Raw genomic sequence first — 23,641 nt, forward strand, 5'->3', positions numbered from 1 at the left:
GAGAATCAGTTCCGAAACCAGCACACAACGGGGCGGCCCTATCATCACGGATCTGTATCTCTCGTCGAAATTTCGGGGGCGAAAAGATTGAAATCTGTCCTAAGCGGCCTATACTGTGGGATGTGTGGGGAGTAAGCCCAGCAATTTGTTCTATTGAGAGCAATTAACTATAAAGTCTTACACAAAGGCAGGCGTATGAGTTCACTGGTAGTACTCAAGTTTGGCGACATGGACGGTGCGGAAGCGATGCGTGACAGGATGTACGATTTACAGAAAAGGGAACTGATCAAACTTGAGGATGCGGCGGTGGTCGTCCGCAATGAAAAAGGGCGCGCGAAGGTCAAACAGGCATACAGCCTCGTTGGCGCAGGAGCCCTCGGCGGCGCCTTCTGGGGTATGCTGATCGGGTTGCTGTTTTTCGCCCCGTGGCTTGGCCTCTTGGCCGGTGCTACTGCCGGTGCAGTCTCCGGAAAACTCGGCGACATCGGCATCGACGACGACTTTATCAAGGAGGTGCGGGACGCGATCGACCCCGGAAACTCCGCGCTGTTCCTGCTAAGCCGGGAGGGCAACCTCGAGCGCATCGAGGAGGAACTATCGGACTTCGAGTACGAATTCGAGATCATCGATACGAATCTATCACCCGAAGACGACAGGCGCCTCCGCGAGACCTTCGCCGCAGAAGAAGTGTCCGGGTAAGCCGACAAGGCCCCGGCCACCCCGGCGGAACCGATTTATACGAGCGGAAACCCCACCGACTGATTGTCTGGAATGCTTGTACGACTGGCACCTTACCATCACATGCGACTGGCCCAGATGTCGATCCCCGAGAGAACCCGATCCGCCCTTTTCGACGCGATCGGTAACCAGTTCACAGGAGAGGTCGACCGTAATACAATCGTTCGCGCCAGATATGTCGAGACGAATATATTTGCCGGGCAACTGCCGGAACTACAGACCGCGCAGGTGGTCGCTCCTGGGGCGACGCAATGAGTTCTGACGGGGATGAACTCCGGGACGAAGTCGACGACGTGGAAAAGCATCAGGGTGCACTATCGTACTGGGGTCCGGCCATCGCGGTGAGCTTGTCAATGTTCATCGCAGTCATAGATGCGACCCTGATGAACGTAGCTGTCCCCGCTATCGTCTCGGATCTGGACACCACCGTGCCCGTCGTGCAGGGCGCGATAGCGGTTTACTCACTCGTGATGGCGGCACTGATGCTTCCCGCTGGTAAGCTCCCATCGAGGTACGGCGTCCGACGGCTGATGCAGGGTACGCTCGTCGTCTACACCGTCGGGACGCTATTGGCAGCTGTCAGTTGGAGCCCTGCAGTCCTATATTTCGGCTGGTCCATCGTTGAGGGCGCCGCGGCGGCCGTGCTTATGCCTCTGACGTTTACCGTGCTCGTGGTCACCTACGAGGGGAAAGACCGCGCGAAGGCGCTCGGGCTACTGGCGGGGGTGAACGCTACCGGCGCGGCCATCGGGCCGATACTCGGCGGAGCACTGACGACATTTGCTAGTTGGCGGTGGGGGTTCGCCCTCGAGGCAGTCGTCGTGCTCGTCGCGTTGGTGTTCGTCCGCTACGTGAGCGCGGCCCCGCTGACGCAGGATAGCGACTCCCTGGACATCGGTGGGACGGCCCTCTCCATGGTCGGCGCGACGTCGCTCGTCGTCGGCCTTCTTCTGGCTGGCAAGTTCGGGTGGCTGGTCGCGACGCGGCCGTTCGTTGTCTTCGGCGTCCAGTTCAACCCCTTCGGCACATCGCCGGCGGTCTGGGTGATTGGGCTGGGGTTGCTCGCGTTCGCCGCATTCACCCAGTACGAACTCCGCCTGGAACGAGCCGGTGGCTCACCGCTCGTCCCGATGGAGATTCTGACGAACCGCCCGTTCGTTGCGGGGTCGCTCACGTTCGGTGCCCGGTCGCTCGTCATGGCCGGGTTCATTTTCGTCATCCCGGTATACCTCCAGTCAGGGCTCGGCTACACTGCGTTCGAGGCCGGGGTCGCAATGCTCCCGTTTTCAATCGGGACGCTGCTCGTCTCGACGTTCACGACTGGCTGGAGCGCCTACGTCTCGCCGAAGATTCTCGTCCAGACCGGCATCGTGCTAATGGGCGTCGGCCTCCTGTTGCTGTTCCAGGGGACGACCCCGGACCAGACCGTCAGGAGCATGGCCCCCCCGATGGCAGTTATCGGCGTCGGCGTCGGATTGCTGATGCCCCAGCTCGTCAACACGACGCTGTCGGCCGTCTCACAGGCGAACTCCTCGGAGGCATCCGGCGTAATGAACGCTACCGGGATGCTCGGATACGCGCTGGGGACGGCCGTCGTCGGTGCCTTCCTGCTCGGGCAGTTCTACCGGGGAGTGATAGACGGCGTGCTCCGGGCGAGCGACGCCGCCGTGTCGGTAGAACAACGCGACGAACTGGCACGGACGCTCCAACAGGCGTCCGAGACGGCAACAGAGGCGACCCGGCAGGCGTTCATTACCCGGCTGACCCCTGCCGAACAGGAACTGCTAGAGGGCATCTTCAAGGCCGCCATGGTCGACGCACAGCGGGCGACGTTGCTACTCCTCGTTGTTTTCGTGTTGCTCACCCTCGTCACTTCGGCGTTCATTCCACGCGACTCAGGGCGGCCCTGATCGGCTCGGCCGCTCCTTGGAAAACGCTGCGAATTAAGGCACACGACCGCACCGGGACCTCTCGGGTTTCGTGATGGCAGCGATGAGACGCCAAGAACGGAGGTGGTGACACAGCCTGACCGCGTTCGTCAGCGGTTTGCCGACCTCGACTCGAGTCGATCCCCCAGTTGGTCGGAGATGCCGGTCAGGTACGTCGTCCCGAAGACGGCGACAAGTATGCCACCAATACTGTTGTACATGAGGTCCAGAACGGTGTCGTCAAGCCCGTACTGTGTGAGCACTTTGGGGATGCCGAACAGGTCCGCGCCCACGGCGATGTAAAACTCGAGGAGTTCCCAGATCACGCCGAAGGCTAACACGAAGATCAGCAGGTAGACGAACATGAACTTCGGTCCCAGATGGATGTGTTCAGTGTGTTCTTGGAAGGCTCGCGTCACCGCATAGCCCGAGGCGACGACTATCGACGAGGACAGCGCGTGGGTCAGATGGTCCCACCACCACGTCGCACCGTACAAACTCTGGAAGTCGAGTCCAGGGAGCGGCACCGTCCCGAGCGCATGCAAGAACACCGCCATCGTGATCCAGATGACGAGCCACACGTCCATGACGATCTGGTATCGACCCTCCAGGATTGCGGGTAACTGTGTGACGAAGAGCCCGATTGCGGCGTAGAACGCGAATACGACGTTGCCGGAATACAATCCAAACCCGAGCATGGCGACTAACAGGACCTGGAGGACTCTGACGATAACCACTTGCGTGCGATGAGAGACGTGCATGCGGGCCCGAATGTTCATTACGCACTCACCCCTTCGCCGCCGACGTGGTCGAGGTTAGCCTTGAGTTGCCGCTGGAAGTACAGCCGAAAGATGCCGCCGGCGACGAACGCTGCTAGTGCCGCGGCGTTGAAAATCATCATCAGCTCGTCGTTGGTTTCGACGAAAGCCGTATCGAAATAGTAGGCCGAACCCGCCGACAGAATCGCCCAGAGGCCTGCAGTCGCCATCGTGGCGAACACGACGAAGAACACGGCGAAGTTCGGCGTCATCCGAACTGACCCCGTCGATTGGAACGCAGCGACCACGAGCATCCCCAGCGCGGCGATACTGAGACCGGTGACGACATCGACGAAGAAGCTGATCCCGAGCGCTCCCGTCGAGAGGGGGATCGTACAGATCAGTAACAGCGGCCACGGAACCGTTCGAGTCCACGTTCTCTCGACGAGCGCCGGGGTGATGGCGACGAACGCCGCAAAGGCAGCGAGCGCCATCCGGGCGAGCAAGAACTCCAGAAACGCGGTTATCGCGACGATGACGAGAGCGCCGACGAGCACCCACGTGATAGCCGCGTTGATCCGAGTGTCCTCGAGAAACCACTCTTCGGGTAGTTGTTGACTCATGCTCGGGGTTGCTCCTTGAGACGATCAGTATGGACTGTGTCGAGCGGCGACTTCATCCTTGACTCCGTTGGGTGGTGTGTTGTGCGACCGAGTTACGACTCTCCCATCCGAGGAGGATCACCGAGACGCCGGTCACGATCAAATTAATCCCGAAGAGAACACCGATAGCCCAGACCGCGTCGCTCGGGAATCCGATCCAGAGGAGACCGCCGAGCACGAACGAGATGCTCCCGCTGGCGAGCAGCCACGCGGATCCGGGCCGGCCGCGGCTTCGTATCCCCCACGCGACCTCCACGATGCCGTCGGCGATGAAGAAGCCGACAGCTAGTAGGGTCAACGTCAACAGCCCGACAACGGGGTTCGCCATAAAAACAATTCCGGCGACGCCGTAGAGTACCGCAAGTATCACTTGACCGAGCTTGTCTCTGAGCGTCCCTGCAGAGAAGGCGTGTGAAACGTGCACAATCGCGCTGGCAACGAGGACAATGCCGAGTAAAACGGACAGCGAAATTCCTGTAACAAACGGAAATATCAGCGCGAGGGCTCCGAGTACCGCGAGCATCGCTCCGGCCACTGCAGCGGTGCTGCTCCCAGTACGGTTCGATTCTGGGTTGACTGTGTTAGCTGGACTCATCGGGTATATCTCGCCGGCTTACATTAAAAATAGTATATATCGTTCATTACATCACAGACCTAGCTAGAAGCACCTTTATTTTGATAAGTGATCCAAATTAAACATGTTGGCCGACTCAAGACGCCTTACTGCGGATCGTCGCGAGGGACTCCGGTTTTCAACCGAATCACGGCCCAATAGTGTAAAGTAACATATGATTTATGGCTACAATAACACAGAGATACCTCCGACCGGTCACGACTCGGTTCGAAGCGCGCCGATCCCCGCGTAAACTCACGAAAGCGACCGGTCAACGGGCGAATAACAGAGTGTAATCGATACCACTGGAACGTATAGATGTTCCTGATACAACAATGGGTTCCAATTGACCTGCAGCAGTTCATTCCGTCGCTCACGAACGCGATTGTGACGACGCTGCTATTCATCATCGTGTTTCTCGTCGTTTACCGACTCGGGCGGTCCCTCGTGACTCAAGCGGTCGAAAGTAGCCTCAAACGCCGGGACTTCGACGAGACGCTCGTCGGCTTCGCTGTGAGTATGACTGTCGGGGTGATGACCATCTTTGCAGCCGCGCTGGCCGCAACGATTGCCGGATTCGGGAGTGTTCTCGCCGCGTTTGCGACCTTGGGAGGTGCACTCACGCTTGCGATCGGCTTCGCCGCACAGGATCTCATCGCGAACTTCGTTGCCGGCGTGTTCGTCATCAAGGACAGGACGTTCACGGTCGGCGATTGGATCGAATGGAACGGGAACGACGGCGTGGTACGTGAGATCCACCTGCGGGTAACGAAACTCGACACCCTCGACAATCAACTGATGACGGTGCCGAATAGCGACCTCGCTAACGCGGCGGTGATCAACAACGTTGCAAACGATCGACGCCGGGTGTCGGTCGGGTTCGGCGTCGAATACGACGAAGATATCACCCGAGCACGGAACGCCATCGTTGAAGAGGGCGCCCGTATTGACGGCGTCCTTGCTGTTCCCGAACCGACAGCCCCCCTCGTGGAACTGGGTGACTCGGCGGTTAGCCTCTCGGGACGAGTCTGGATCGACCCGTCTGAAAGCAGTTACCCGGCGGTTCGTTCGCAGTTTACCGAAGCAGTCAAACACCGCTTCGACGCCGAGGGGATCGACATCCCGTATCCCAATACGGAACTTTCGGGCGGCCTCGAGGTCACAAACGTCGCTTCCGAGGAGGGGAGTTCATCATGACGGGTTCTGATCCTGTTTTCTGGGTGATCGAACTTCCCTAGTCAATCTTTTCGGCAACACTCCGAAGGTGCGACGCGATTTCGTCTCGGCTCTGGGCGCTCTCGGATTTGAACAGTACTTCTTCGTGGATACGCTATCTTGGTGTGTATTCAGACAGTTGACATCCTCCCCGTCCTGAACGGGGGGTTTCGCCTGTTCCTCAGATGAACCTGACAGTCGATGGCAGTCCGAGTGGTCAAAAGCGGCGATAGATATCGAATCTTTTTGTTATCGCTCGACAAATTCACACATGTGAACCTCAGTAAGGGGTTTGTCCTCGCCCTCGTCGTCGCCCTGCTGGTGTTATCGGCCATGGTGATCCAGCCGTTTCTCCAGTACGTCCTCGGTGCCGTCCTCCTCGCCTACGTGCTCTATCCGCTGCAGATCCGTCTCGAAGCGTATGTATCGCCGATGATCGCCGCACTCTCGCTCCTGATTCTGGCAGTCGCGGGATTCGTCGTCCCATTCGTGGTGATCCTCGCGACAGTCGTGGATGGTGCCGACCGGATTCTGAAAGACTTCGACACGAACTCGCTGCAGATCGAAGTGGTCGAATCCCGGATCGAGGAACTCACCGGACGAGAGATCGATATCGCCGGAGAACTCGTCAGCTCAGGGCGGGAAATCGGAACGATCGTATTCGAGCGGTCGACCCAGGCGTTCGGTACGATCACCTTCCACCTCATCGGGATCGCGTTAGCGCTCTTTCTCGTCTACTACCTTCTCAAAGACGCCGATGACCTGCTCGACTGGCTCCACCGAACGATCCCCCTCCCGACGGACATCCAGCGCGACCTCTACGCCGAGATCAACGACGTGATGTGGGGTGTTCTCTTCGGACACGTCTTTGTCGCCATCGTCCAGGGGGTCGTCGCCGGAATCGGACTCGTCGCTACTGGCGTTCCCAATGCGGTGTTCTGGACGGCCGTTATGATCGTTCTCGCGATGGTTCCGCTCGTCGGTGCGATCCCCGTCTGGGGTGGGGCGGTGGTCTACCTGTATCTCACGGACGAACCGGTGCTCGCCGCCGGATTATTCGTCTACAGTGTTATCGTGGTTGGACTCACCGACGACTATCTCCGACCATTCGCCGTCGACAGGTACGCTAAGCTGAATCCGGCCGTCATCCTCCTCGGTATCCTCGGAGGCGCGTACGCATTCGGGATCATGGGACTGTTCTTCGGCCCCGTCGTCCTCGGCGGACTCAAAGCCGCTCTCCGCATCGGCTTGGATAACTGGTCACGGATCGACGAGAGAGAGATCGGCTGACCGAGCGTTCGTGATCAGTCGAACAACAGCAGTCCGAGCCTCGTCCTCAGATTCGGCGTGTCAAACCGGCGGCAAAACTCCAGGAGAACCTGTCCGGCGACGAGGGGGAGGACGTCATTCTGATGCCCGAGATTCGAATATTCGGCTATTCAGTACGGATAAGACCACGTTGAGCAGGAGGAATACGACGAATCCAACGGCTATCCATCCCCACTCGAGAAGGGTGAGGGGAACGACTTGGTAGAACTCGTGAAGTGGTGTGTACAGGACTGCGAGGTGGACGAGAAGTGACACGCCGATCGCACCGACGAGCCAGAGATTCGAGCGAAGTGTCTGATCGTACCGCGAGCGGATCACCTGGATGCGGATCAGCTCGACGACGACGATGAAGGTGAACAGGAGCGACTGAGCGCGAAGGAGCGAGCCCGTGCGGTCGAGGGAGTAAAAGAAGATACTCAGACCAGTCACTGCTAACAGAACCGCGATAGTCAGTATCGACACGAGGACACGCGTGTTAATCACCCCTTCATCCGAGGGTCGTGGGGGCCGATTCATAAGTCCCTCTGCGTGTGGGTCCGCACCCAGCGCGAGCGCTGGAAGCGTATCCGCGACGAGATTGATCCAGAGAATCAGGATCGGTGTCAGAATCAACGCCTGCGACGTCCCAGAGAACTGTCCGGGGAAGAACAAACTCCCGAGCAACACACCCAAAAACACCACCAGTACCTCACCGGTGTTGGTCGAGACGAGATAGTTGACGAACTTGCGCACATTCTCGAAGATGCCCCGCCCCTCTTCGACGGCATCACGGATCGTGGCGAAGTTGTCGTCCTGCAAGATCATATCAGATGCCTGTCGAGCGACGTCGGTACCGCGCTGTCCCATCGCAACCCCGACATCCGCTTGCGTGAGTGCTGGCGCGTCGTTGACGCCGTCGCCCGTCATCACAACGTTGTGTCCGTTCTCCTGAAGCGCATTCAGAATACGGACCTTGTGATCCGGTGACACCCGGGCAAAGACATCGACATCCTCGATAGTTTCCCCCATCTCCTCGTCCGACTGCTCGGCGACATCGCCGCCGGTGAGCGCACCAGCCGGGTCAAGCCCGATTTGCTCGCCTACAGCCCTGGCTGTCATGAGATTGTCACCGGTCGCCAGCACAGTCCGGATGCCGGCCGACCGACAGTCGGCGATTGCGTCCTCGACTTCCTCTCGGGGTGGATCGAGCATCCCTTGTAAGCCGAGAAACACCATTTCGTCCTCGATTCGATCCGCGTCAGCCGATGGGTTCTCAACGGGCTTCGAAGCGAAACCTAGCACCCGGAGTGCGTCCTCTGCGAAGGATTCCGTTTGGTTCAGGATCTCCCGGCGCTGTTTATTGGTGAGTTCGTGTACGTCGCCGTCTTCGAGGTAAGAGTCACATCGCTCGAGGACGACTTCCGGAGCTCCCTTCATGTAGGCCGTCGGCTCCCCGTCTTCGACGATAACGGTCATCCGCTTTCGCTCCGAGGAAAACTGGATCTCCCGGATCCGTTCTCCGCTCGGGTCGATCCCTTCGTCATCCGCTACTTTTCGGAGGGCAATCTCGGTCGGCTCACCACGATACTCGTCGTCGTCCGTTCGGTCCACGTTGTTGCAGAGAGAACCGCATCGCAATAGCTGGCCAACGTCTGGATCACGACTTTGATCCCCGTTCGCAACAACCCGCCGGCCGTCAACGTCACCATTCCCTGATTTCGAGTTCGATTTAGACAAGTTAACAACGGATCCCGAAGCGTATAGTCGAGTTACTGTCATACGGTTTTCCGTCACCGTGCCCGTCTTGTCGGTGACGATAACGTCGACCGAGCCCAGGCTCTCCACGACCGGAAGTCGTCTGACCAGCGCATTCCGGTCGACCATCTCCCGTGCACCCAGTGCCAGGGTAAACGTTACGACTGCAGGGAGCCCCTCCGGGACACCCGCAACGGCGAGGGTGATGCCCACAAGCAGAATCGCGGTCGACTCTGTCGCCGTGAACAAGAACTGGACAACGACGACCAAGACAATCAACGACACGACGAGTCCCCCGATCTGTTTGCCAAGATGTTCGACTTCGGTCTGGAACGGCGTCTGCCGGTCGTCGGCCTCCTCCAACTGGGTGGCGATCCCACCGACTTCCGTCTCCATACCGGTTTCGACGACAACCGCTCTTCCCCGGCCTTTTACGACGGTCGTATTCTTGTAGACCATATTGCGGCGCTCGGCCAGTGGCGTGTCGTCGTCAACGCATTCGGTCGTCTTCTCGACAGGTTTGCTCTCCCCGGTGAGTAGGGACTCGTTCGTCCGTAACTCCTCGGCGTTGAGTACTCTGGCGTCGGCCGGAATTGCATCTCCCTGTTCAAGATAGATGATATCCCCTGGGACGACCTGCTCTGCGTCGATTAGCTGTTTTTTTCCGTCACGGAAGACGGTCGCCTGCGGCGTTGCGAGTTCACGAAGTGCTTCGATAGACCGGGCGGCCTGGTAATCCTGGACGAATCCGAACACCGCATTAGCAGTGATAATAAGTACGATGAACACCGCCTCAGTGTAACTCGGCTCACCACCGGGAAGGAACCCTGTGCCGAGTGACAAAAGCGCCGCTACGACGAGCAAATAAATAAGCGGGTTACGGAACTGGGAGAGGAGTAAATCAAGCGTCGACGTCCGTTCGGCCTCGTGGATGTCGTTTGTTCCGTACTCCGACAGTCTGCGATCCGCCTCGTCTGTCGAAAGCCCCTCTTCGTCGGTCGCCAACGCCGAGAAGATGTCACCCATTGCTGTCGCATGCCAGGGTTCCGAAGGGGTCGTGTCCGCATTTGAACGAGTCATACTGTCAAAGGCTCCGATTGAGAAACGCCGTACTTCGGTTGGGTTCTATCCTTAGAGTCGTACAGTTCTACTCTCTCACATATTACGGGTGAGGTAAAAACACAGTCGGAGGACCAAAATACGTCCCGAAGACCTTCCATTGTATTAGTGGATTTCTTCTGTGTCAGGGTCGGGTGCTGGAACCGTCAATACTGGAATAGGCGACGTCCGAATAAGATACTCGGTGACGCTGCCAAGGACGTATCGGTCAAAGCCCGTGCGCCCGTGGGTGCCGACGACGACGAGGTCAATGTCGTGTTTGTCGATATACGCGAGGATCGCTTTGTGAATGGAGGCGCCGTATTCGACCGTTTTCGACGTTTGTTCGACGCCAGCGTTTTCCGCAACCGTCGCGGCCTCGTCGAGAAGTTCGTGAGCACTTTGCTCCAATAAATCCATCTGGATATCGGTACGGATATTAACCCCCAACGCCGCAACAGCAATAACAGAGAGGAGATGCAGTGCCGCCCCCTCGGTATCTATCAGATCAACTCCGAGAGCGAGCGCTTGATTCGCACAGTCGCTCCCGTCGGTCGGGACGAGGATATCCTGATGGGGATACGTAATGGTGCCATCAGCGTCTGGGTGTATCGTGAGCACAGGGACATCCGCTCGGCGGACGACTCGCTCGGTCGTGCTCCCGAGCAGAAACCGTTCAAGTCCCCGGCGTCCGTGCGTTGGCATCACGACGAGATCAAGCCCGTTTGTTTCGGCATACCCGACAATTTTGCGGTACGGCTTCCCCTGGAGAACCTCCGTGACGGTGTCGATGCCGCGCCGACGTGCCTGGTTAGCCGCCTCACTAACGAGTCGTTCCCCCTCCTGTACGAGTGCGTCAACCTCGTTTTCCTGCATCTGTGGGACGCTGACTGGTGTCGTATTTGCGACGTTAAGGATGTGGATGGTCGCGTTGTGGCGTGTCGCGAAATCTAAGAGATGGTCCAACGCGACTGCTGCCCCGTCACTTCCGTCGGTAGGAAAGAGAATTCGGTTGAACATAGCTTCGATAATGACACGAATACACAAAAACGGGTGTGGGGGTATCGCCGTGATGGTGACGGTAATGGCTCCTCCGGTGAGTACGAACGCTCGCCGATAGTGACAGCCGATAACACGCCCACGCTACTGAAGAAGGAGACCGGAATTGGGTAGAAGGCTGCTCAGTCCGGGTGAACGCCGAGGTTTTGAGTGGCACCACTGGTAGCAGACTCGGAACTCTCCCGAAATAGTTAGTAGTATAACTGGAATGGCCATCCAAGAGTTGAACTGAAGAAGTCGTCGGTCACAGAATCCACCGAAACCACGCATGACAGCACCAGTGAACTACCCCTGCCTACTCGGCGGCTTGCGCCGCCTCCTTGAGGCAGGGGCTTCCTGAATCAACGACGCGACTTGCAGATACGGCAAGCGTATCCACAGTGGTCGCAGTCTCCGCAGGCGTGTCTTCGGAGTGAACCACTCCTAGTCGAGTCCAACCACGTTGTTGGACGTTCAACGCAGCGTTCCAGTCTCGGTCGATTTCGAAGCCGCACGACGGGCAAGAGTGCTCGCGGACCCACAGCGGCTTCGCGGTTTCTACACCGCATTCAGCGCATTCTTTTGTCGTGCCTCGCGCTTCGACTTCGACGACGTGACACCCGTTCTTGTTGCCGTGGTGTTCGAGAATCGTGAGGAACTCACGCCAGCCCACCTCGGCCTTGTTCCGAGCGCTCTGGTATCCTTCCAGCATACTCTTCACATTGAGGTCTTCGACGAACACTGCGTCGTACTCTGTCGTGTAGAAGTGTGCGAGTTTGTGCTTGAAGTCCTGTTTCTTGTTCGACATCCGCGCGTGGATTTCGGCGACGCAGCGACGCTGTTTCTCCCGGTTGTTCGAGCCTTCCTGTTTCCGTGACAGGGACCGTTGTTCGCGTTCGAGCCGCTCACGGTCACGTGACAGGTCGAGACGCTTCACTGAACGTCCGTCCGAATCGTGGATGAAGTTGAGGACGCCGAGGTCGAGTCCCACTGTGTCTTCAGGGTCGATGTCTTCAGGCTCGGGGTTCTCGGGAGCAGCGGTGTCGATGGTGAACGACGCGTACCACGCGCCCGTTGCGTCTTTTTTTAGCGTGACTTCCTTGATGGCGTCGTGGTCGGGGAAGTCGCGGTGAAGTCGAACTGGAATTTTGCGGGTTTTACCAGCAAGTTTCTTGAGTGTTAGGAGTGCGTGTCCGTCGGGGCCACTCTTCTTGTCGAGTTTGAAGCCCGATTGACGGTACGTGAAACTCCTGAATTCACGTGGTTTCTTCCAGTTCAGCGACCCTACCTTGTACCCTTTCGCTTTGAGTTTCCCGAGGTTGTTGATGTTGTCACGGATACGTTCAACGGCTTTCTGCAAGACTGTGGAATACACCTTGTTCAGGTCGGTCCACCAGTCTTTCAGCGCGGGGATGGTGTCGCGGACCATCCAGACGCGCTGCCGGAGTGTGCCAGCGTCTTCGGGGATTTTGTTGAATTCTCTGAGTGCGTGGTTGTAGAGTTGTCGTATGGTGTCGCGTTGCCAGTCCAGTGCGTCCTGTTGCTCTTCGTTTGGGAAGAGTCGGTAGCGTGGACTGTATTTCATGCGACGTGTCTCCAGCTATGACTTATTGATAGTTAAGTATTCTGATTAATAGCATATATAACTCGTGCGGGCGCTGTATCACCCGCCCTACTCGCTCCCTTCGGTCGCTCCTTGAGGACGGGGGCTTAGCGCCCACACTTTCAGCTAACCCCGCTGTTGTCTCAACTTTCAAATTCTAGCAGAAGTTGAGACTGGTGTTTTCAATGCACAGCTGGTAGCAATTCAATCCACTTCGATCGCTACTCCGTGATCAGTCCGACGACGTCATTGACAGTAAACAGATGAAGATCGTCCCGTTCCGATTCGGCTTCCTTGACTGCGGACGAGAATCCAGACCGACTGAATAGCGCATACGTGTACTCTGGATCACCACTGCTTTCTGGATGCCAATCTACTTTCGGGGCTTCAGATTCGAGTTGACTGAGGACATCGTATCCAATCACGTCCTGTCGGAACTTCACCTCACCAACGAGGAGTCTCTCTCCATTCGTCGGAGCCACGATGTCGATCTCGCTTCCACTACCATCCCACCAGTTCCCAGGTTCCTCTACGAAACGATACTCGTCGCCGAACGCGTACAGGACAGCGTGCTGGCACAACTGCTCGAACGTCCCACTGACGAAGTCCGGCAGTTCTGGATCGATGAGGTCGGTGTAGGCATCCTCGCCATACACCTCGTACCGTGCTGTCCGCCCATAGACGAATCTGAACTAGAACCGGAACAATGGATCTGTGATCGTATACCGACCTTTCCGGCTGCGATCCGGATCGACGGTGACTGGGTAGTCTCGTTCGATAAAGAAATCCCGTACAGCGGAGTAACCTGAGAACCAATAACGCTTTACAACAACTGCACTAATCTGAGGATATGGATAGGAATCTCCCGCTCGCCGTCCTCTGTGGGCTGGTGATGGGTCTCGGCATATACTGGTTCCTCTCCCCTGACTGGTTCGTTGCGGGGGGGACAGCGGCGGTGCACGCTGGAGCGGGGTACTTTTATTTTGCCTTCGATATTTCTCTCCTTGGTAGTAGTATCCAATTTGACGATCGAATAGACAGGTTGGGCTACGCTATTGGCCTGTTCGGTCTCTGTGTGAGTCCAATGGCGTTCGCACAGTACTACGGGCAACAAGGCGCTACGACGCTCCCATTCGTGATTTTATTTGTGGGCGTAATTGCGTTTCTACTTTTCATCTCAGAAGCTCAGCGACAGACCGAATATATCCACTGAGACACGCTATCAAGTACGGCCAACGGGGCATCTGAAGACTCATTGGTACTGGCTCTGTCGACTGGTGTACAAGGATCCGCTGTGAGGTACTTTCACTGCATTGGAAATATACTAAGTTGTCTTTGTTGAAATCCTCAGAGAGTTACAGGTTCGCCCAGTAGTCCAACCGGATGGAAGCCCTACCGAAGTCGCGGTTACTCCGAATTGTTGAGCAAGCGATGCACTTGGGTCGTCGAGCTGTCGCTCGCTACTCCTCGAAATTCTCGAAACGACGGTACCCAGTTCAGCAACACATCGTCTTGCTCTGTCTCAAAGTTCGGAAGAATACGACGTACCGGACGCTTCTTGACGAACTGATCGAGATGCCTCGGATTCGGTGTGCCCTCGATCTTGAGGAAATCCCGTCTCCTTCGACGTTGTGTGAACTCGTTGTTGGCTGTCTCACTCACAACACCGACAAGGCCCTCTGAACGTTAGATGTAGTGTGTGGAGTTAGTACAGGTTGGTTGTGCTGTGTATCTATTGTGCCGCAAGTGTGTTCGCCACCCAACCACCGATGCGACCGAAGGACCACCCGAATACGGGCGACAAACACAGCACTACCACACCAGCAAAGGCGAAGAACATGAGTCTGGGCACCGACCACGTCGCAGTCACGGCTTCCATGAAGACAAGCGTGAAAATTGCGATGACACCACCGAGGAATCCTGCGCGGAGTCCAGCAGCACTCGGATCTGCCGAACGGGTGGCTGCGATAGCTCCAGCAATCGACGCGCCAATTATCATTACCGCACCACCAATGGTCGCTTCAGAGTTCGGTAGCCAATTCATCACAGCAGCAGCAGGTAGTGAGGCCCCCGCACCGAGAATTGCAATCCGCCATACTTGAGGAACGTTACGGGGGTGGAGGACTGGAAACATATTCCATCTAATACTGTACCTGAGAGACATCATATGGTTTTTGAAGTGTCAACCTGCGATTTGACTTGACCAGTGAGACCGCTGTTACATTCGCAGCTCTCAGTGCTAGATTTCTATATAGCACTATACGATATACAAAACCCATTAACTGCTTGGATAAGTGGTTAGAGTCTCTCTTCCGCCTATAATCCGCATAATCCTCCCTGTTCCCAATTGGTCGTGATTACACTGATAATCACGACCACTTTGAGGTACCCCACCGCCGTCGGTGAAGCACGAATTCTGTAATCGGCTCCCGACGCCGCTTCTCCCAGGGTAGAGCCGCCGAGACCAGGGGTCGAGTTTGGTCTTGCTCTCCGCAGGCGAGGTCAAGGCGATGGCCAAGAATCGAGTTCAGTATAGAACTAATGACCTCAACCTATATTTAAACAAAGCGCAAACGGTGTTATATGACCGAAGACGAATCGAATTCCGAGGACGTGATGGAACGCCAGACCACGGGTGAAGACCGGGTGCGGATGATCGCCCGACAGCTATCCGAGCCGCGGACGGCAAACTGGATCGGCTCCGAAGCGGGCTGGTCACACGAGCCGACCAAACGCGTCCTCGAACGACTCGTCGACGATGGGATCCTCCATCGTGACGAAGGCGGCACACACACGACGTACTACCCCGATCAGCGCCGCCTAGCGATACAGGAGGCGATGGGTCTTCGAGACAGCGAGCACACTGTCGAGGAGCTCATGGACACTCTCGCCCACATGAAGGCGCAGATCCGGGACTGGGAGGACGAGTTCGACGTCGAGTCGCCGAACCAGCTTCGCGGAACGCTCGCTGACCAGGCACTCGACGTCACCGAAGAGGATCGTCCCCGTGAGATCGCACGCGAGTGGGAACACCTGCAGCAGCGCATCAAAATCATTGGATTCGTGATCCGCGAGTGGGACTTCCTCGCTCCGACGACAGAGCCTGCCGATGCTAACAGCTAAGAGATGTCGGTCCCGCATCCCGGAAGTGATCCGAACGCGAACCTCTACGCCCAGTTGGAGCGAGATGTCTCGACCATGTGCCACCGATCGGGACCGTCGAGTACGATCCTGACGATATCGAGGCCAAGCAACTACGGGCGATTTTCGATCCCGCCCGCCTTGATCCCCCGACAGGCCCCGATTCGCCGGAACTGACCGTCAAGTGGTATCGACAGGGCCCACACGATCGGTTCCGTATCAACTACACCGACCCGAACACTGGCTTTCACGCTGGCTGGCACCAGGACGAGGACCACCCCGAACTCGGGCAGGTGAATTTCCAGTACTCGGTCGCCAGTACGGAGGACCCCTGGGGGATCACGTTCGAACACGAGACTCCCTCCCTGATCCTCTGGGAAATCGTCGAAGAGTTCCTCGAGGACGTTCGTCCGAACGACCAGTACACGAGCGAGAAACCATGACACCCCGAGAACGCACCGATCAGTCACTCGAGAGTTCCTTCGAGCGCTACCTCCAGGACAAAGGGTAAGGCCGCGGTGGCGGCGGCGGGAACTACCGGCGGAACGCAGCACGAGAGCTCGAGCGGTTTGCCGAGTGGGCCACCACCGACCACTTCTTAGAGGATTCACTGGGCCGGGGTCTCACTACGCGCGAATCCGAGTCAGGGGGAGAGCACCCGCCAGAGGATCCGTGGGTACAGGAGACTTGTCGCCGGTCGTTCCAGCCGAAAGACCCGCAAGAACGCCTCCGTCAACATGCCGTCGTCGTGGGCTCTAGCGACCAACCGGCCTGCGTACCTGTTGAGCAGATCGGTCGCGAACGGTTTGGGTCCCGTCGTCTGTTCGAAGGTAAAATCGTTGCCGACGGCCGTCCGCCAGGCCTCGTGGACGATGTCGTCGACTCGCTCGAACATCCGTGGTCCGAGTCCGTCGATCCCTCTCGGGAGTTCGTGATGGAGCGCAAGCGCGTCTAGAGCTGCGACTGACATGCCTTGTCCGTAGACGGGGTTGAAACTGGCGACGGCGTCACCAGTGACGACCAGTCCGTCCGGGAACCGAGCAAGGTCGTCGTAATGGCGGCGAACACTCGCGGGGAACGGGTAGCGTTGGATCTCCGACACCCACTCTCGGTCACGCAACTGCGTCGAGATGTCATCCATCGGGAGAGTGTCGGCCCAGTCGAGGAACGATTGACGGTCGACCGGCGCTCGCTCGCCGTGCAGTCCCTGGAGGAGAACCTCCCACCGATCCCCCTCGACAGGGAGCATAGCCGCACCGCGCGGTCGGTGGGGCTCAGGTGCGATGAGAACGCCGCGTTGTGCGTCCGGCGGCCGAGTGATACAGACCGTGCTGTAAGTAACGTCGACCGTGACCCGGTCGACATCAGGGGACGGATAGCCGTGTCGCTCGAGCCACGCCGGCGTCCGACTCGTCCGACCCGTCGCATCGACGGTGAGCATCGCGTCGAGTGCCGTCTCCGTGCCCTTCTCGTCTCTGAACCGGACGCCCGTGACACGGTTCGAAGCCGGGTCGTGCTGGTAGTCGATGAAGTGACATCCCTCTCGAAAGCGGATCCCCGGTGTGTCGCGAACCCGTTCGCGGACCACGTGTTCGAAAAGCGGTCGGCTGGCGTACAGCGCTGACAGTGGCGTTGCTGACTCGGCAACGACGCCCCCATGGTCGTACCACGCGATATCCCTCGTCATGTCCAGTTCCAGTCCGCCGGCGGCCAACACATCGTTGCTGAACCCCGGGAAGAGGTCCTCAAGTGTGGCCCGTCCGGCTTCGAGCATCGCATGAGGATGGCTCGTCTGTGGTGCTCCGCCGCGGCTTTCCGGTCCATGGGGGAGGTCGTCGCGTTCGAGGATCACCACTTTGTCGACGACGTCGTGGAGGATACGGGCTGCACAGAGACCGGCCATACTCCCGCCGACGACGATGGCTCTGTCGCCAATCGGCTGGACCCGGGCTTCCTCGTACCGCGCCATCGTTGCCAACGTCATGTGAGAACGATCACTCATTTGTAAGTGCCTGACGGACAAAAAGGCCGCAGTTCCGGCCTGCATCGGGACGGCGCGGCGTCCATGTGGTGGTCGACATTTCTGACGGCAAGCACGGCTGTTCCCGTGTACACGACAGCGTGGATCGGGACGGGAGCCGACGGCTGCAGGCGCGTGAGAGTGACAAGGCAGTATCGCCGACGCGTTCGACGCCCGCCTCGTGTACTCGGATGCCATTCCTGGATCTTCGCGTCCGCGAGAAAGGACCTTCCACGCCGTCACAGAATCACGCATACAAGCTACGTCGGTCCGATAGTACCGGCAGCAGATGGTTGAAATGACCGTAGGACCAAGCCAAGATATGACACAGACCTACCCGATCAGGGATCTTCCGACGCCGGATCCCTCGCTGGACCCGGCGGAGGTTGTCGACATACAGCTTGATGCTCTGGCAACGAACGATGATCCCTTCGAAGACGCGGGGATCGGCGTCGCGTACAACTTCGCCTCGCCGGCGAACCGACAAACAACAGGTCCGTTCGACCGGTTTGTACGGATGGTGAAAGGGCCACAGTACGCTCCGATGGTCGATCACGTGGCGGCGACGACCGGCGAAATGGAACGGGACGGTAACAGTGCCACGCAGTCGGTCACGCTTACGGGGCCTGACGGTCGGACGGTAACTTACGATTTCGGGCTCTCGAAGGATCGACCCGGCGAGTTGGATGGATGCTGGCTCACCGATCGCGTCCTGATATCCTCCAGGTGAACGCAAAAGAATCCCGAGCGGAGAGAGTTTCAGGTTTGCAATCCAGTTAACTACGCGGGCTGATAGACGTCACCGGCACGCTCGTGTTCGTAGCTATCTTGATACAGAGAGACCCCCACCGTTTACGCTGGGGAGGAGGTCACCGAGTATCGGTATTGTCTTTTTGTCCGGTCGCATAGTCATGGTAGTGACAGGGTTCAGGGGGGCGCTCATAGACTGCCTGCACTGTGATACCGAATTCGAGTCGCGCAGCGCGGCGCTTGTAGACAAGTACAATCTTGATGACGTGGCGGCAAGTGAGCCCCCGCCATCATCGGTTACAGCGGATTTCGATGTACGCGACAGGGAGTTACTCGGCCGCGTCCGGCGGTTCGACACTGCCCCGCTGGGACTCACGCTTGCCGGACCGGCCTATCGTGACAACCCCATCCTTTATTCGAACGAGACGCTGAGAGAGTTCACCGGCTACCCGCTTGACGAACTCCGCGGTGAGAACCCACGACTGTTCCAGGGTCCGGACACCGAACAAGAACCGCTCAATCGGCTCCACGAAGCCGTCGACACCTGGACCGAAGTGACCGTCGAACTCTGGAACTACCGCCGAGACGGGAGTCGCTTCCGGAACCGCCTCACTATCGTCCCGGTTCCCGACGATAGCGGCATGATCGCCAACTGGCTCGGTATCCAAGCCGTCATCGACAGGTAGTTCCATGGATAGCGGCGGCACGGATGAACCGAGAGCGTCTAGACGTGGGCATTGATCGGTGGGCCCGAGGCGTCCAGGGGCAGCACACCTCTGCGGTGTTTCAGACAGGTTTGCGCGGAGCGGCGCGGGTAGCGGTTTACACCACGGAAAAGTGGCGATACACCGGGAGCAAATCCGGCAGTTTGGATCAACTGATCTCCGACTCAACGTTCAAGTTTGTCAAAGGAGTACCCGAGAACGAGAATGAAGCTTATCGAACGTGGACACGGGACTGACCGCGTGGCCATTGTCGGCGGCATTCACGGCGACGAACCCGCTGGCGAGCAGATCATCACCCGGCTGGCAGAAAGACTTCCCAATGACTGTCCGAAAACCATCCAACTGATCCTCGCCAACGAACCCGCCCTCGAACTTGGTGAGCGGTACACCGAAACGGATCTTAACCGAGCGTTCCCCGGCGACCTGGAGGGGGATGCGTACGAGACTGTACTCGCGGCTCGCCTGACGCGATTACTGGAGGGATGTGAAGCCGTGCTCGCGTTGCATACCTCCCACAGTGCTCCTCCGCCGTTCGCGATATACAGCAGGTTAACCGAGTCGGTCAGACGGACGGTAGCAGCGCTACCGGTCGATTACGTTCTCGATTCGGGAGCACTCCGCGACACGACACTAGATTCAGTCGTTCCCAACGCCGTCTCCTTCGAGACCGGACGACAGGGAAGTGAGGAAGCCGTCGAGGTCGGATACAGGGGTGCGCTCTCGTTTCTACGCGCCCATGGTGCCTTGACCGATGAGGAACCGACGTTCACCGAAACCACAGTGATCAAGGGGGACAAGGAGGTGCCGAAAGGAGGTGGCACACCACATCTGTACTACAAGAACTTCGAGGAGATGTCCAAGGGGAGTGTCTTTGCCGAAGACGACGTATACGAGCACCGAGTCGAACAAGACGGCGTCGTCCCCGTCCTTGCAAGTAAACACGGATACGAGGATATCTTCGGCATCTACGGCACCGTGGAGCAGACTCTCAAGCCGCCGGAAGCCCATCACCCCGAGGATCACTCGACGAGCGAACCGTCGTAGAAGGTCTCTCCCTGCTGTTGGATATACGCCCGCTGTGTGTCTCGGACGGCCACCCATGGCAGATCAGTTGCCGGATGCTCACCAGTTGCGAGTCCGGTCGGGAGTCCAGCGACGGCAGCCACGAGCACGGTCGCGTTGGGATCTCGGCCTCGATAGTCGACCCTGGCGTCTCCACCGCCCCTCCGACCGGGTTGTGTTCGTCGATGCTAGCGACGACTGGTACTTGACAGCGTTGCTGACGTTGAATGCAAGACTGAGAGCAGGGATTCAGCCAGAAATTTTCACCCTCATCTCCGTAATCACGACCACTTTGAAGTACCCCCGCGCCCTCGGTGACGCACGAATGCGACAATCACCTCACTGCGCCACGTCTCCCGAGGCAGAGCCGTGGAAACTGGGCTCGCAGGAACGCGGGGGCGCAGTCGATGCCTGATCGGGCACTCTCGACGCCGCTTGCCGACAGCTTCGAGCGCTACCTCCAGGACAAGGGGAAAGGCCGCGGTGGCGACGGCGGGAACTACCGGCGCAATGCGGCCCGCGAGCTCGAGCGGTTCGTCGAGTGGGCCGCCGCCGACCGCGGTGAAGACGACTGGACCGGAATCGTCACCGACGACGTCGACCGACGGCCAGCCTTCGATGACCTCGATGAGCGCGTGTTCCGCGGATATGCCCGGCATCTCGCTGGCGACCGGGGGCTCAAACAGAACACTGTACAAACCTATTATCGCTATATCTCTGCCTGGTGTGGCTGGTGTGTCAACGAGGGCTATCTCGAAGCGCACTACGCACAGCGGGCGAGTGCGATGGCGCCACTGCCGGACGACGACGGCCGGAAACCGGGAGATCAACAGGCATGGACCTCGGAACAGCGACATGCGCTCACTAGATACGTCGACGAGCGGGCCCGTGACGCCATCGAGACGTACACGAGACTCCCCGAAGATGCCGACCCCGTCGACAGACAGCGAGCACGATACAAGGCCCTGAAGACGGCCAGGGATCGTGCGCTGGTGTTCGTCCTCGCGTACACGGCGGTCCGCGTCGGCGAACTGCTCCGGGACCCGAACGATCCGCGTCGACGAGGCGTCCGATGGGAGGAGATATCGCTCGACGACGGGAGTATGGACGTCTACCGGAAGAAACAGCAGTGGGATGCCGCAAGCCTGCCCGACCCCGTACTCTCACCACTCCGGAGCTATCGGAAAGTTATGGCTCCGCCGACCGAGCGGTGGCCGGTGTTCCCGACGTTCGACCAGCGGACGCTCGCAACGCTCGTGAAGGACGAACTCGCCGACAGAGGGCTACGTGCGGAAGAAATCGACGAACGCCGTGATGGGCACGCTCGTGACCTGCTGTTAGCACTTGAGGAAGACATTCGTCCGCCGTCAATCACGACGGACGGGGCACGGTCGATTCTCCAGCGACTGTCGGAAGCCACAGAGATGGATATCGACCATCCGAAACACGATTATCTCGCTCCACACGGTGGTCGACGCGGAATGGGCGAGGTCCTCGTCCGCGCGTTCGGCTACACCGTAGCAGCCCGCTATCTCGACAACTCCGAAGAGATGGTTCGGGAGCGCTACTCACACATTGAAGCCGGTGAACTCGGTGACGTCGCTACCGAAGCACTCGACGAGATAGACGGCGGAAAGTAATTGGCCGCGACGGTCTGCTGTGTCGTCATCCAGCCTTCGAGTTCGATATCCCCGGAGACCGGTCCCTCATCCACACGAACAGTTGGGGATAGGCCCAGGGTGACAGAGTGCTGTGCAGGGACAAGTCGGCTCTCACCGACGCCAGCGAACGCTGCTGGTGCTGCGCCCGTGTTCGTTGTGGCATCGGCGATTCGCCTGAGACAACCAGCCAGCCCACCAATGGCCAGGAGGCCACCCGCGGCGAGCAGTTGATGGCGGTTAATGGTGTCATGTGACAGACCATCCGAGAGACCAGTTGGTTTTCGTGAACTCATCTTCAACGTCGGAAGGAGAGACGTAGTATAAGCTTTCTTATGATTTTGAGCAGAGAACGTAGTTTCTGGCGTCTGTACTAATCGTCAAAAAACCGGAATGAGGATCACTCACCCGGTCCGATGTTCTTCTACCACATCCGCCCACGGAATCGGGCCATCCTCCACGATAGTGTCCGGGCTAAGCGCAGGGGACTTCAGGACCTCGGCAGAACTCGGGATGTTCGGATCGAGACCACCGAGAACGCCGGCAATCCCGTTCTCTTCTGCCGGTGGGCGGCCTGTCTCTTCGGTCTCGAGTTCTGGGATCTCTCCTTCGTCCTCAGAGACGACGACCCGATGGACCATCCCGAACGCCTGATGTGGGAGACAGTAGAAGTCGTAAAGGCATTGGCGGTGAGAAGCGGTGCTACCCGTTCTCCTGCCCGACGAGTCAACGGATGCAATATCGCAAAAACGGTTCCTCAGTTCGATTCGGCGGAAGTGGATCTGATGAGTGTCCGTGTTCGGACTGGCGGTGACAACATCAGGGAGTCCACTCTCACCAGTATATTCAAGTCTCCGCCACAGGATATACAAAAGTATGGCCCCCGCGAATAAATACAACATTTCCGGTATTGATTTCGTTGACGATCAGTACACTGTAGAACAGAGCCTAATCCGAAACAAGTACGAAGCACTTGATTCGGCAGGTAACACAGTTCTTAGTGGCAAACAGAAGATGTTCAAGATGAAAGAAGAGTTCCCGTTCGTCGATGCGAACGGGGAGGACGTCTTCTCGGTGAAAGCCGCAGGCATCATCGATGTTGCAGGCGACTACCTACTGATAGACGCACAAACCGAAGCAGAACTCGTTGTTCTTTCGAACGACTTCTCCATGTTTCAGGATACGTGGACAGTACGTGATGCCGAAACGGGATCCAAACTCGCCGAGATCAACTCTCGCGGAGCAGTAGTAACGGCGTTGCGGGGTTTTCTCCCGCTTGGTTATCTGATCCCGCACAAGTACGAAATCACGGACGCGAACGGTGATCACGTCGGATCGATCAATGGCCAGTTATCGTTCCGAGATCGGTACGAGATTACGATTGACGACGCTACCGATGTTCCAAAGGAACCGATTCTCGCTGCTGCAATGGTGATCGACGCGATCCAAAACAACTAATCAGTTATCCAATAGGGGGAATTATATCGCAGTATTTATTCAGTAGCGCGGCAGAAAGTCAAATAGATATGAACGACTGGTCGGTTATGAATACTGATCTATCTTTTTTGG

General features: G+C 58.1%; 21 protein-coding genes and 5 pseudogenes. 14 read left to right on the forward strand and 12 right to left on the reverse strand.

The annotated features are described in order from the left end of the window. The first annotated feature begins 228 nt into the window (after positions 1-228). Together ACFQL3_RS00750 and ACFQL3_RS00755 are read left to right on the forward strand one after the other, a co-directional pair. Positions 229-699: a DUF1269 domain-containing protein gene (locus ACFQL3_RS00750; protein ID WP_377050841.1), complete on the forward strand. Its 471-nt coding sequence runs from the start codon at positions 229-231 to the stop codon at positions 697-699. A gap of 392 nt (positions 700-1,091) precedes the next feature. Continuing rightward, positions 1,092-2,648 (forward strand): MFS transporter, encoded by a 1,557-nt coding sequence (locus ACFQL3_RS00755; protein ID WP_377050843.1) that lies wholly within the window; start codon positions 1,092-1,094, stop codon positions 2,646-2,648. Between the two features lie 128 nt (positions 2,649-2,776). Here the strand turns inward: ACFQL3_RS00755 and ACFQL3_RS00760 are convergent, their stop codons facing one another. From ACFQL3_RS00760 to ACFQL3_RS00770, 3 genes are read right to left on the reverse strand one after another with little or no spacing between them, the layout of a single operon-like run. Further along, a complete protein-coding gene (locus ACFQL3_RS00760; protein ID WP_377050516.1) occupies positions 2,777-3,445 on the reverse strand; it encodes a hypothetical protein in 669 nt (222 codons plus the stop codon). After that, positions 3,445-4,047 carry a hypothetical protein gene (locus tag ACFQL3_RS00765; RefSeq protein ID WP_377050518.1) on the reverse strand — a complete coding sequence of 201 codons (603 nt, stop codon included), beginning with the start codon at positions 4,045-4,047 and terminating at the stop codon, positions 3,445-3,447. Before ACFQL3_RS00765 ends, ACFQL3_RS00760 begins: the two co-directional genes overlap by 1 nt. 52 nt (positions 4,048-4,099) lie before the next feature. Beyond that, positions 4,100-4,681 carry an HdeD family acid-resistance protein gene (locus ACFQL3_RS00770; protein WP_377050520.1) on the reverse strand — a complete coding sequence of 194 codons (582 nt, stop codon included), beginning with the start codon at positions 4,679-4,681 and terminating at the stop codon, positions 4,100-4,102. 336 nt (positions 4,682-5,017) lie between these two features. Here ACFQL3_RS00770 and ACFQL3_RS00775 point away from each other — a divergent pair, with 336 nt between their 5' ends. Further along, positions 5,018-5,896, forward strand: a complete 879-nt coding sequence (locus ACFQL3_RS00775; protein WP_377050522.1) for a mechanosensitive ion channel family protein — start codon at positions 5,018-5,020, stop codon at positions 5,894-5,896. On the opposite strand, the pseudogene ACFQL3_RS00780 reads toward ACFQL3_RS00775, so the two are convergent. Continuing rightward, positions 5,874-6,026, reverse strand: a pseudogene (locus tag ACFQL3_RS00780) (amphi-Trp domain-containing protein); the annotation flags it as partial. The gene ACFQL3_RS00775 and the pseudogene ACFQL3_RS00780 sit on opposite strands and share 23 nt — an antisense overlap. Before the next feature lie 161 nt (positions 6,027-6,187). Here ACFQL3_RS00780 and ACFQL3_RS00785 point away from each other — a divergent pair. After that, positions 6,188-7,204, forward strand: a complete 1,017-nt coding sequence (locus tag ACFQL3_RS00785; RefSeq protein ID WP_377050524.1) for an AI-2E family transporter — start codon at positions 6,188-6,190, stop codon at positions 7,202-7,204. Between the two features lie 114 nt (positions 7,205-7,318). Here ACFQL3_RS00785 and ACFQL3_RS00790 read toward each other — a convergent pair whose 3' ends face one another. The 4 genes and pseudogenes from ACFQL3_RS00790 to ACFQL3_RS00805 form a co-directional block, all read right to left on the reverse strand. Beyond that, positions 7,319-10,057, reverse strand: coding sequence for a cation-translocating P-type ATPase (locus ACFQL3_RS00790; protein ID WP_377050526.1), 2,739 nt, complete (start codon positions 10,055-10,057; stop codon positions 7,319-7,321). A gap of 144 nt (positions 10,058-10,201) precedes the next feature. Continuing rightward, positions 10,202-11,095, reverse strand: coding sequence for a universal stress protein (locus ACFQL3_RS00795; RefSeq protein WP_377050528.1), 894 nt, complete (start codon positions 11,093-11,095; stop codon positions 10,202-10,204). A gap of 334 nt (positions 11,096-11,429) precedes the next feature. Further along, complete coding sequence (locus ACFQL3_RS00800; protein ID WP_377050530.1) at positions 11,430-12,698, reverse strand: RNA-guided endonuclease InsQ/TnpB family protein; 1,269 nt, start codon at positions 12,696-12,698, stop codon at positions 11,430-11,432. 239 nt (positions 12,699-12,937) lie between these two features. Beyond that, positions 12,938-13,396 (reverse strand): annotated as a pseudogene (locus tag ACFQL3_RS00805) (DUF234 domain-containing protein); the annotation flags it as partial. A gap of 170 nt (positions 13,397-13,566) precedes the next feature. Between ACFQL3_RS00805 and ACFQL3_RS00810 the strand changes: the two are divergent. Then, entirely contained in the window at positions 13,567-13,929 is a 363-nt protein-coding gene (locus tag ACFQL3_RS00810) for a hypothetical protein (RefSeq protein WP_377050532.1), read from the forward strand. Between the two features lie 170 nt (positions 13,930-14,099). After that, positions 14,100-14,354: pseudogene (locus ACFQL3_RS00815) on the forward strand (IS5/IS1182 family transposase); the annotation flags it as partial. Positions 14,355-14,448: 94 nt separating this feature from the next. Here ACFQL3_RS00815 and ACFQL3_RS00820 read toward each other — a convergent pair. Beyond that, positions 14,449-14,883: a DUF5518 domain-containing protein gene (locus ACFQL3_RS00820; protein ID WP_377050534.1), complete on the reverse strand. Its 435-nt coding sequence runs from the start codon at positions 14,881-14,883 to the stop codon at positions 14,449-14,451. A gap of 416 nt (positions 14,884-15,299) precedes the next feature. Here ACFQL3_RS00820 and ACFQL3_RS00825 point away from each other — a divergent pair, with 416 nt between their 5' ends. The 3 genes and pseudogenes from ACFQL3_RS00825 to ACFQL3_RS00835 form a co-directional block, all read left to right on the forward strand. Further along, entirely contained in the window at positions 15,300-15,839 is a 540-nt protein-coding gene (locus ACFQL3_RS00825; RefSeq protein WP_377050536.1) for a DUF7342 family protein, read from the forward strand. Between the two features lie 3 nt (positions 15,840-15,842). Then, a pseudogene (locus ACFQL3_RS00830) lies at positions 15,843-16,300 on the forward strand (hypothetical protein). Continuing rightward, a pseudogene (locus ACFQL3_RS00835) lies at positions 16,297-16,473 on the forward strand (site-specific integrase); the annotation flags it as partial. The pseudogenes ACFQL3_RS00830 and ACFQL3_RS00835, both read left to right, overlap by 4 nt. A 27-nt stretch (positions 16,474-16,500) precedes the next feature. Here the strand turns inward: ACFQL3_RS00835 and ACFQL3_RS00840 are convergent. Continuing rightward, a complete protein-coding gene (locus ACFQL3_RS00840; RefSeq protein WP_377050538.1) occupies positions 16,501-17,841 on the reverse strand; it encodes an FAD-dependent oxidoreductase in 1,341 nt (446 codons plus the stop codon). A gap of 358 nt (positions 17,842-18,199) precedes the next feature. Between ACFQL3_RS00840 and ACFQL3_RS00845 the strand changes: the two genes are divergently transcribed. The 3 genes from ACFQL3_RS00845 to ACFQL3_RS00855 all read left to right on the forward strand — a co-directional run bounded on the left by ACFQL3_RS00845 (position 18,200) and on the right by ACFQL3_RS00855 (position 20,396). Further along, positions 18,200-18,607, forward strand: a complete 408-nt coding sequence (locus ACFQL3_RS00845) for a DUF4864 domain-containing protein (protein WP_377050540.1) — start codon at positions 18,200-18,202, stop codon at positions 18,605-18,607. 181 nt (positions 18,608-18,788) lie between these two features. Beyond that, positions 18,789-19,313: a PAS domain-containing protein gene (locus ACFQL3_RS00850; RefSeq protein WP_377050542.1), complete on the forward strand. Its 525-nt coding sequence runs from the start codon at positions 18,789-18,791 to the stop codon at positions 19,311-19,313. Between the two features lie 243 nt (positions 19,314-19,556). Further along, on the forward strand, positions 19,557-20,396 hold the full coding sequence (locus tag ACFQL3_RS00855; protein ID WP_377050544.1) for a succinylglutamate desuccinylase/aspartoacylase domain-containing protein: 840 nt from the start codon (positions 19,557-19,559) through the stop codon (positions 20,394-20,396). Here ACFQL3_RS00855 and ACFQL3_RS00860 read toward each other — a convergent pair. Continuing rightward, on the reverse strand, positions 20,372-20,524 hold the full coding sequence (locus tag ACFQL3_RS00860; RefSeq protein WP_377050546.1) for a hypothetical protein: 153 nt from the start codon (positions 20,522-20,524) through the stop codon (positions 20,372-20,374). The genes ACFQL3_RS00855 and ACFQL3_RS00860 overlap by 25 nt on opposite strands. 297 nt (positions 20,525-20,821) lie before the next feature. Here ACFQL3_RS00860 and ACFQL3_RS00865 point away from each other — a divergent pair, with 297 nt between their 5' ends. Next, positions 20,822-22,054, forward strand: coding sequence for a phage integrase SAM-like domain-containing protein (locus ACFQL3_RS00865; RefSeq protein ID WP_377050548.1), 1,233 nt, complete (start codon positions 20,822-20,824; stop codon positions 22,052-22,054). Positions 22,055-22,476: 422 nt separating this feature from the next. Here ACFQL3_RS00865 and ACFQL3_RS00870 read toward each other — a convergent pair whose 3' ends face one another. Continuing rightward, a complete protein-coding gene (locus ACFQL3_RS00870; RefSeq protein WP_377050550.1) occupies positions 22,477-22,974 on the reverse strand; it encodes a plastocyanin/azurin family copper-binding protein in 498 nt (165 codons plus the stop codon). On the opposite strand from ACFQL3_RS00870, the gene ACFQL3_RS00875 reads away from it, so the two are divergent. Then, positions 22,949-23,530: an LURP-one-related/scramblase family protein gene (locus tag ACFQL3_RS00875; RefSeq protein ID WP_377050552.1), complete on the forward strand. Its 582-nt coding sequence runs from the start codon at positions 22,949-22,951 to the stop codon at positions 23,528-23,530. The genes ACFQL3_RS00870 and ACFQL3_RS00875 overlap by 26 nt on opposite strands. Positions 23,531-23,641: the final 111 nt, after the last annotated feature.

Source organism: Natronoarchaeum sp. GCM10025321, from assembly GCF_042663585.1.
Lineage (GTDB): Archaea > Halobacteriota > Halobacteria > Halobacteriales > Natronoarchaeaceae > Natranaeroarchaeum.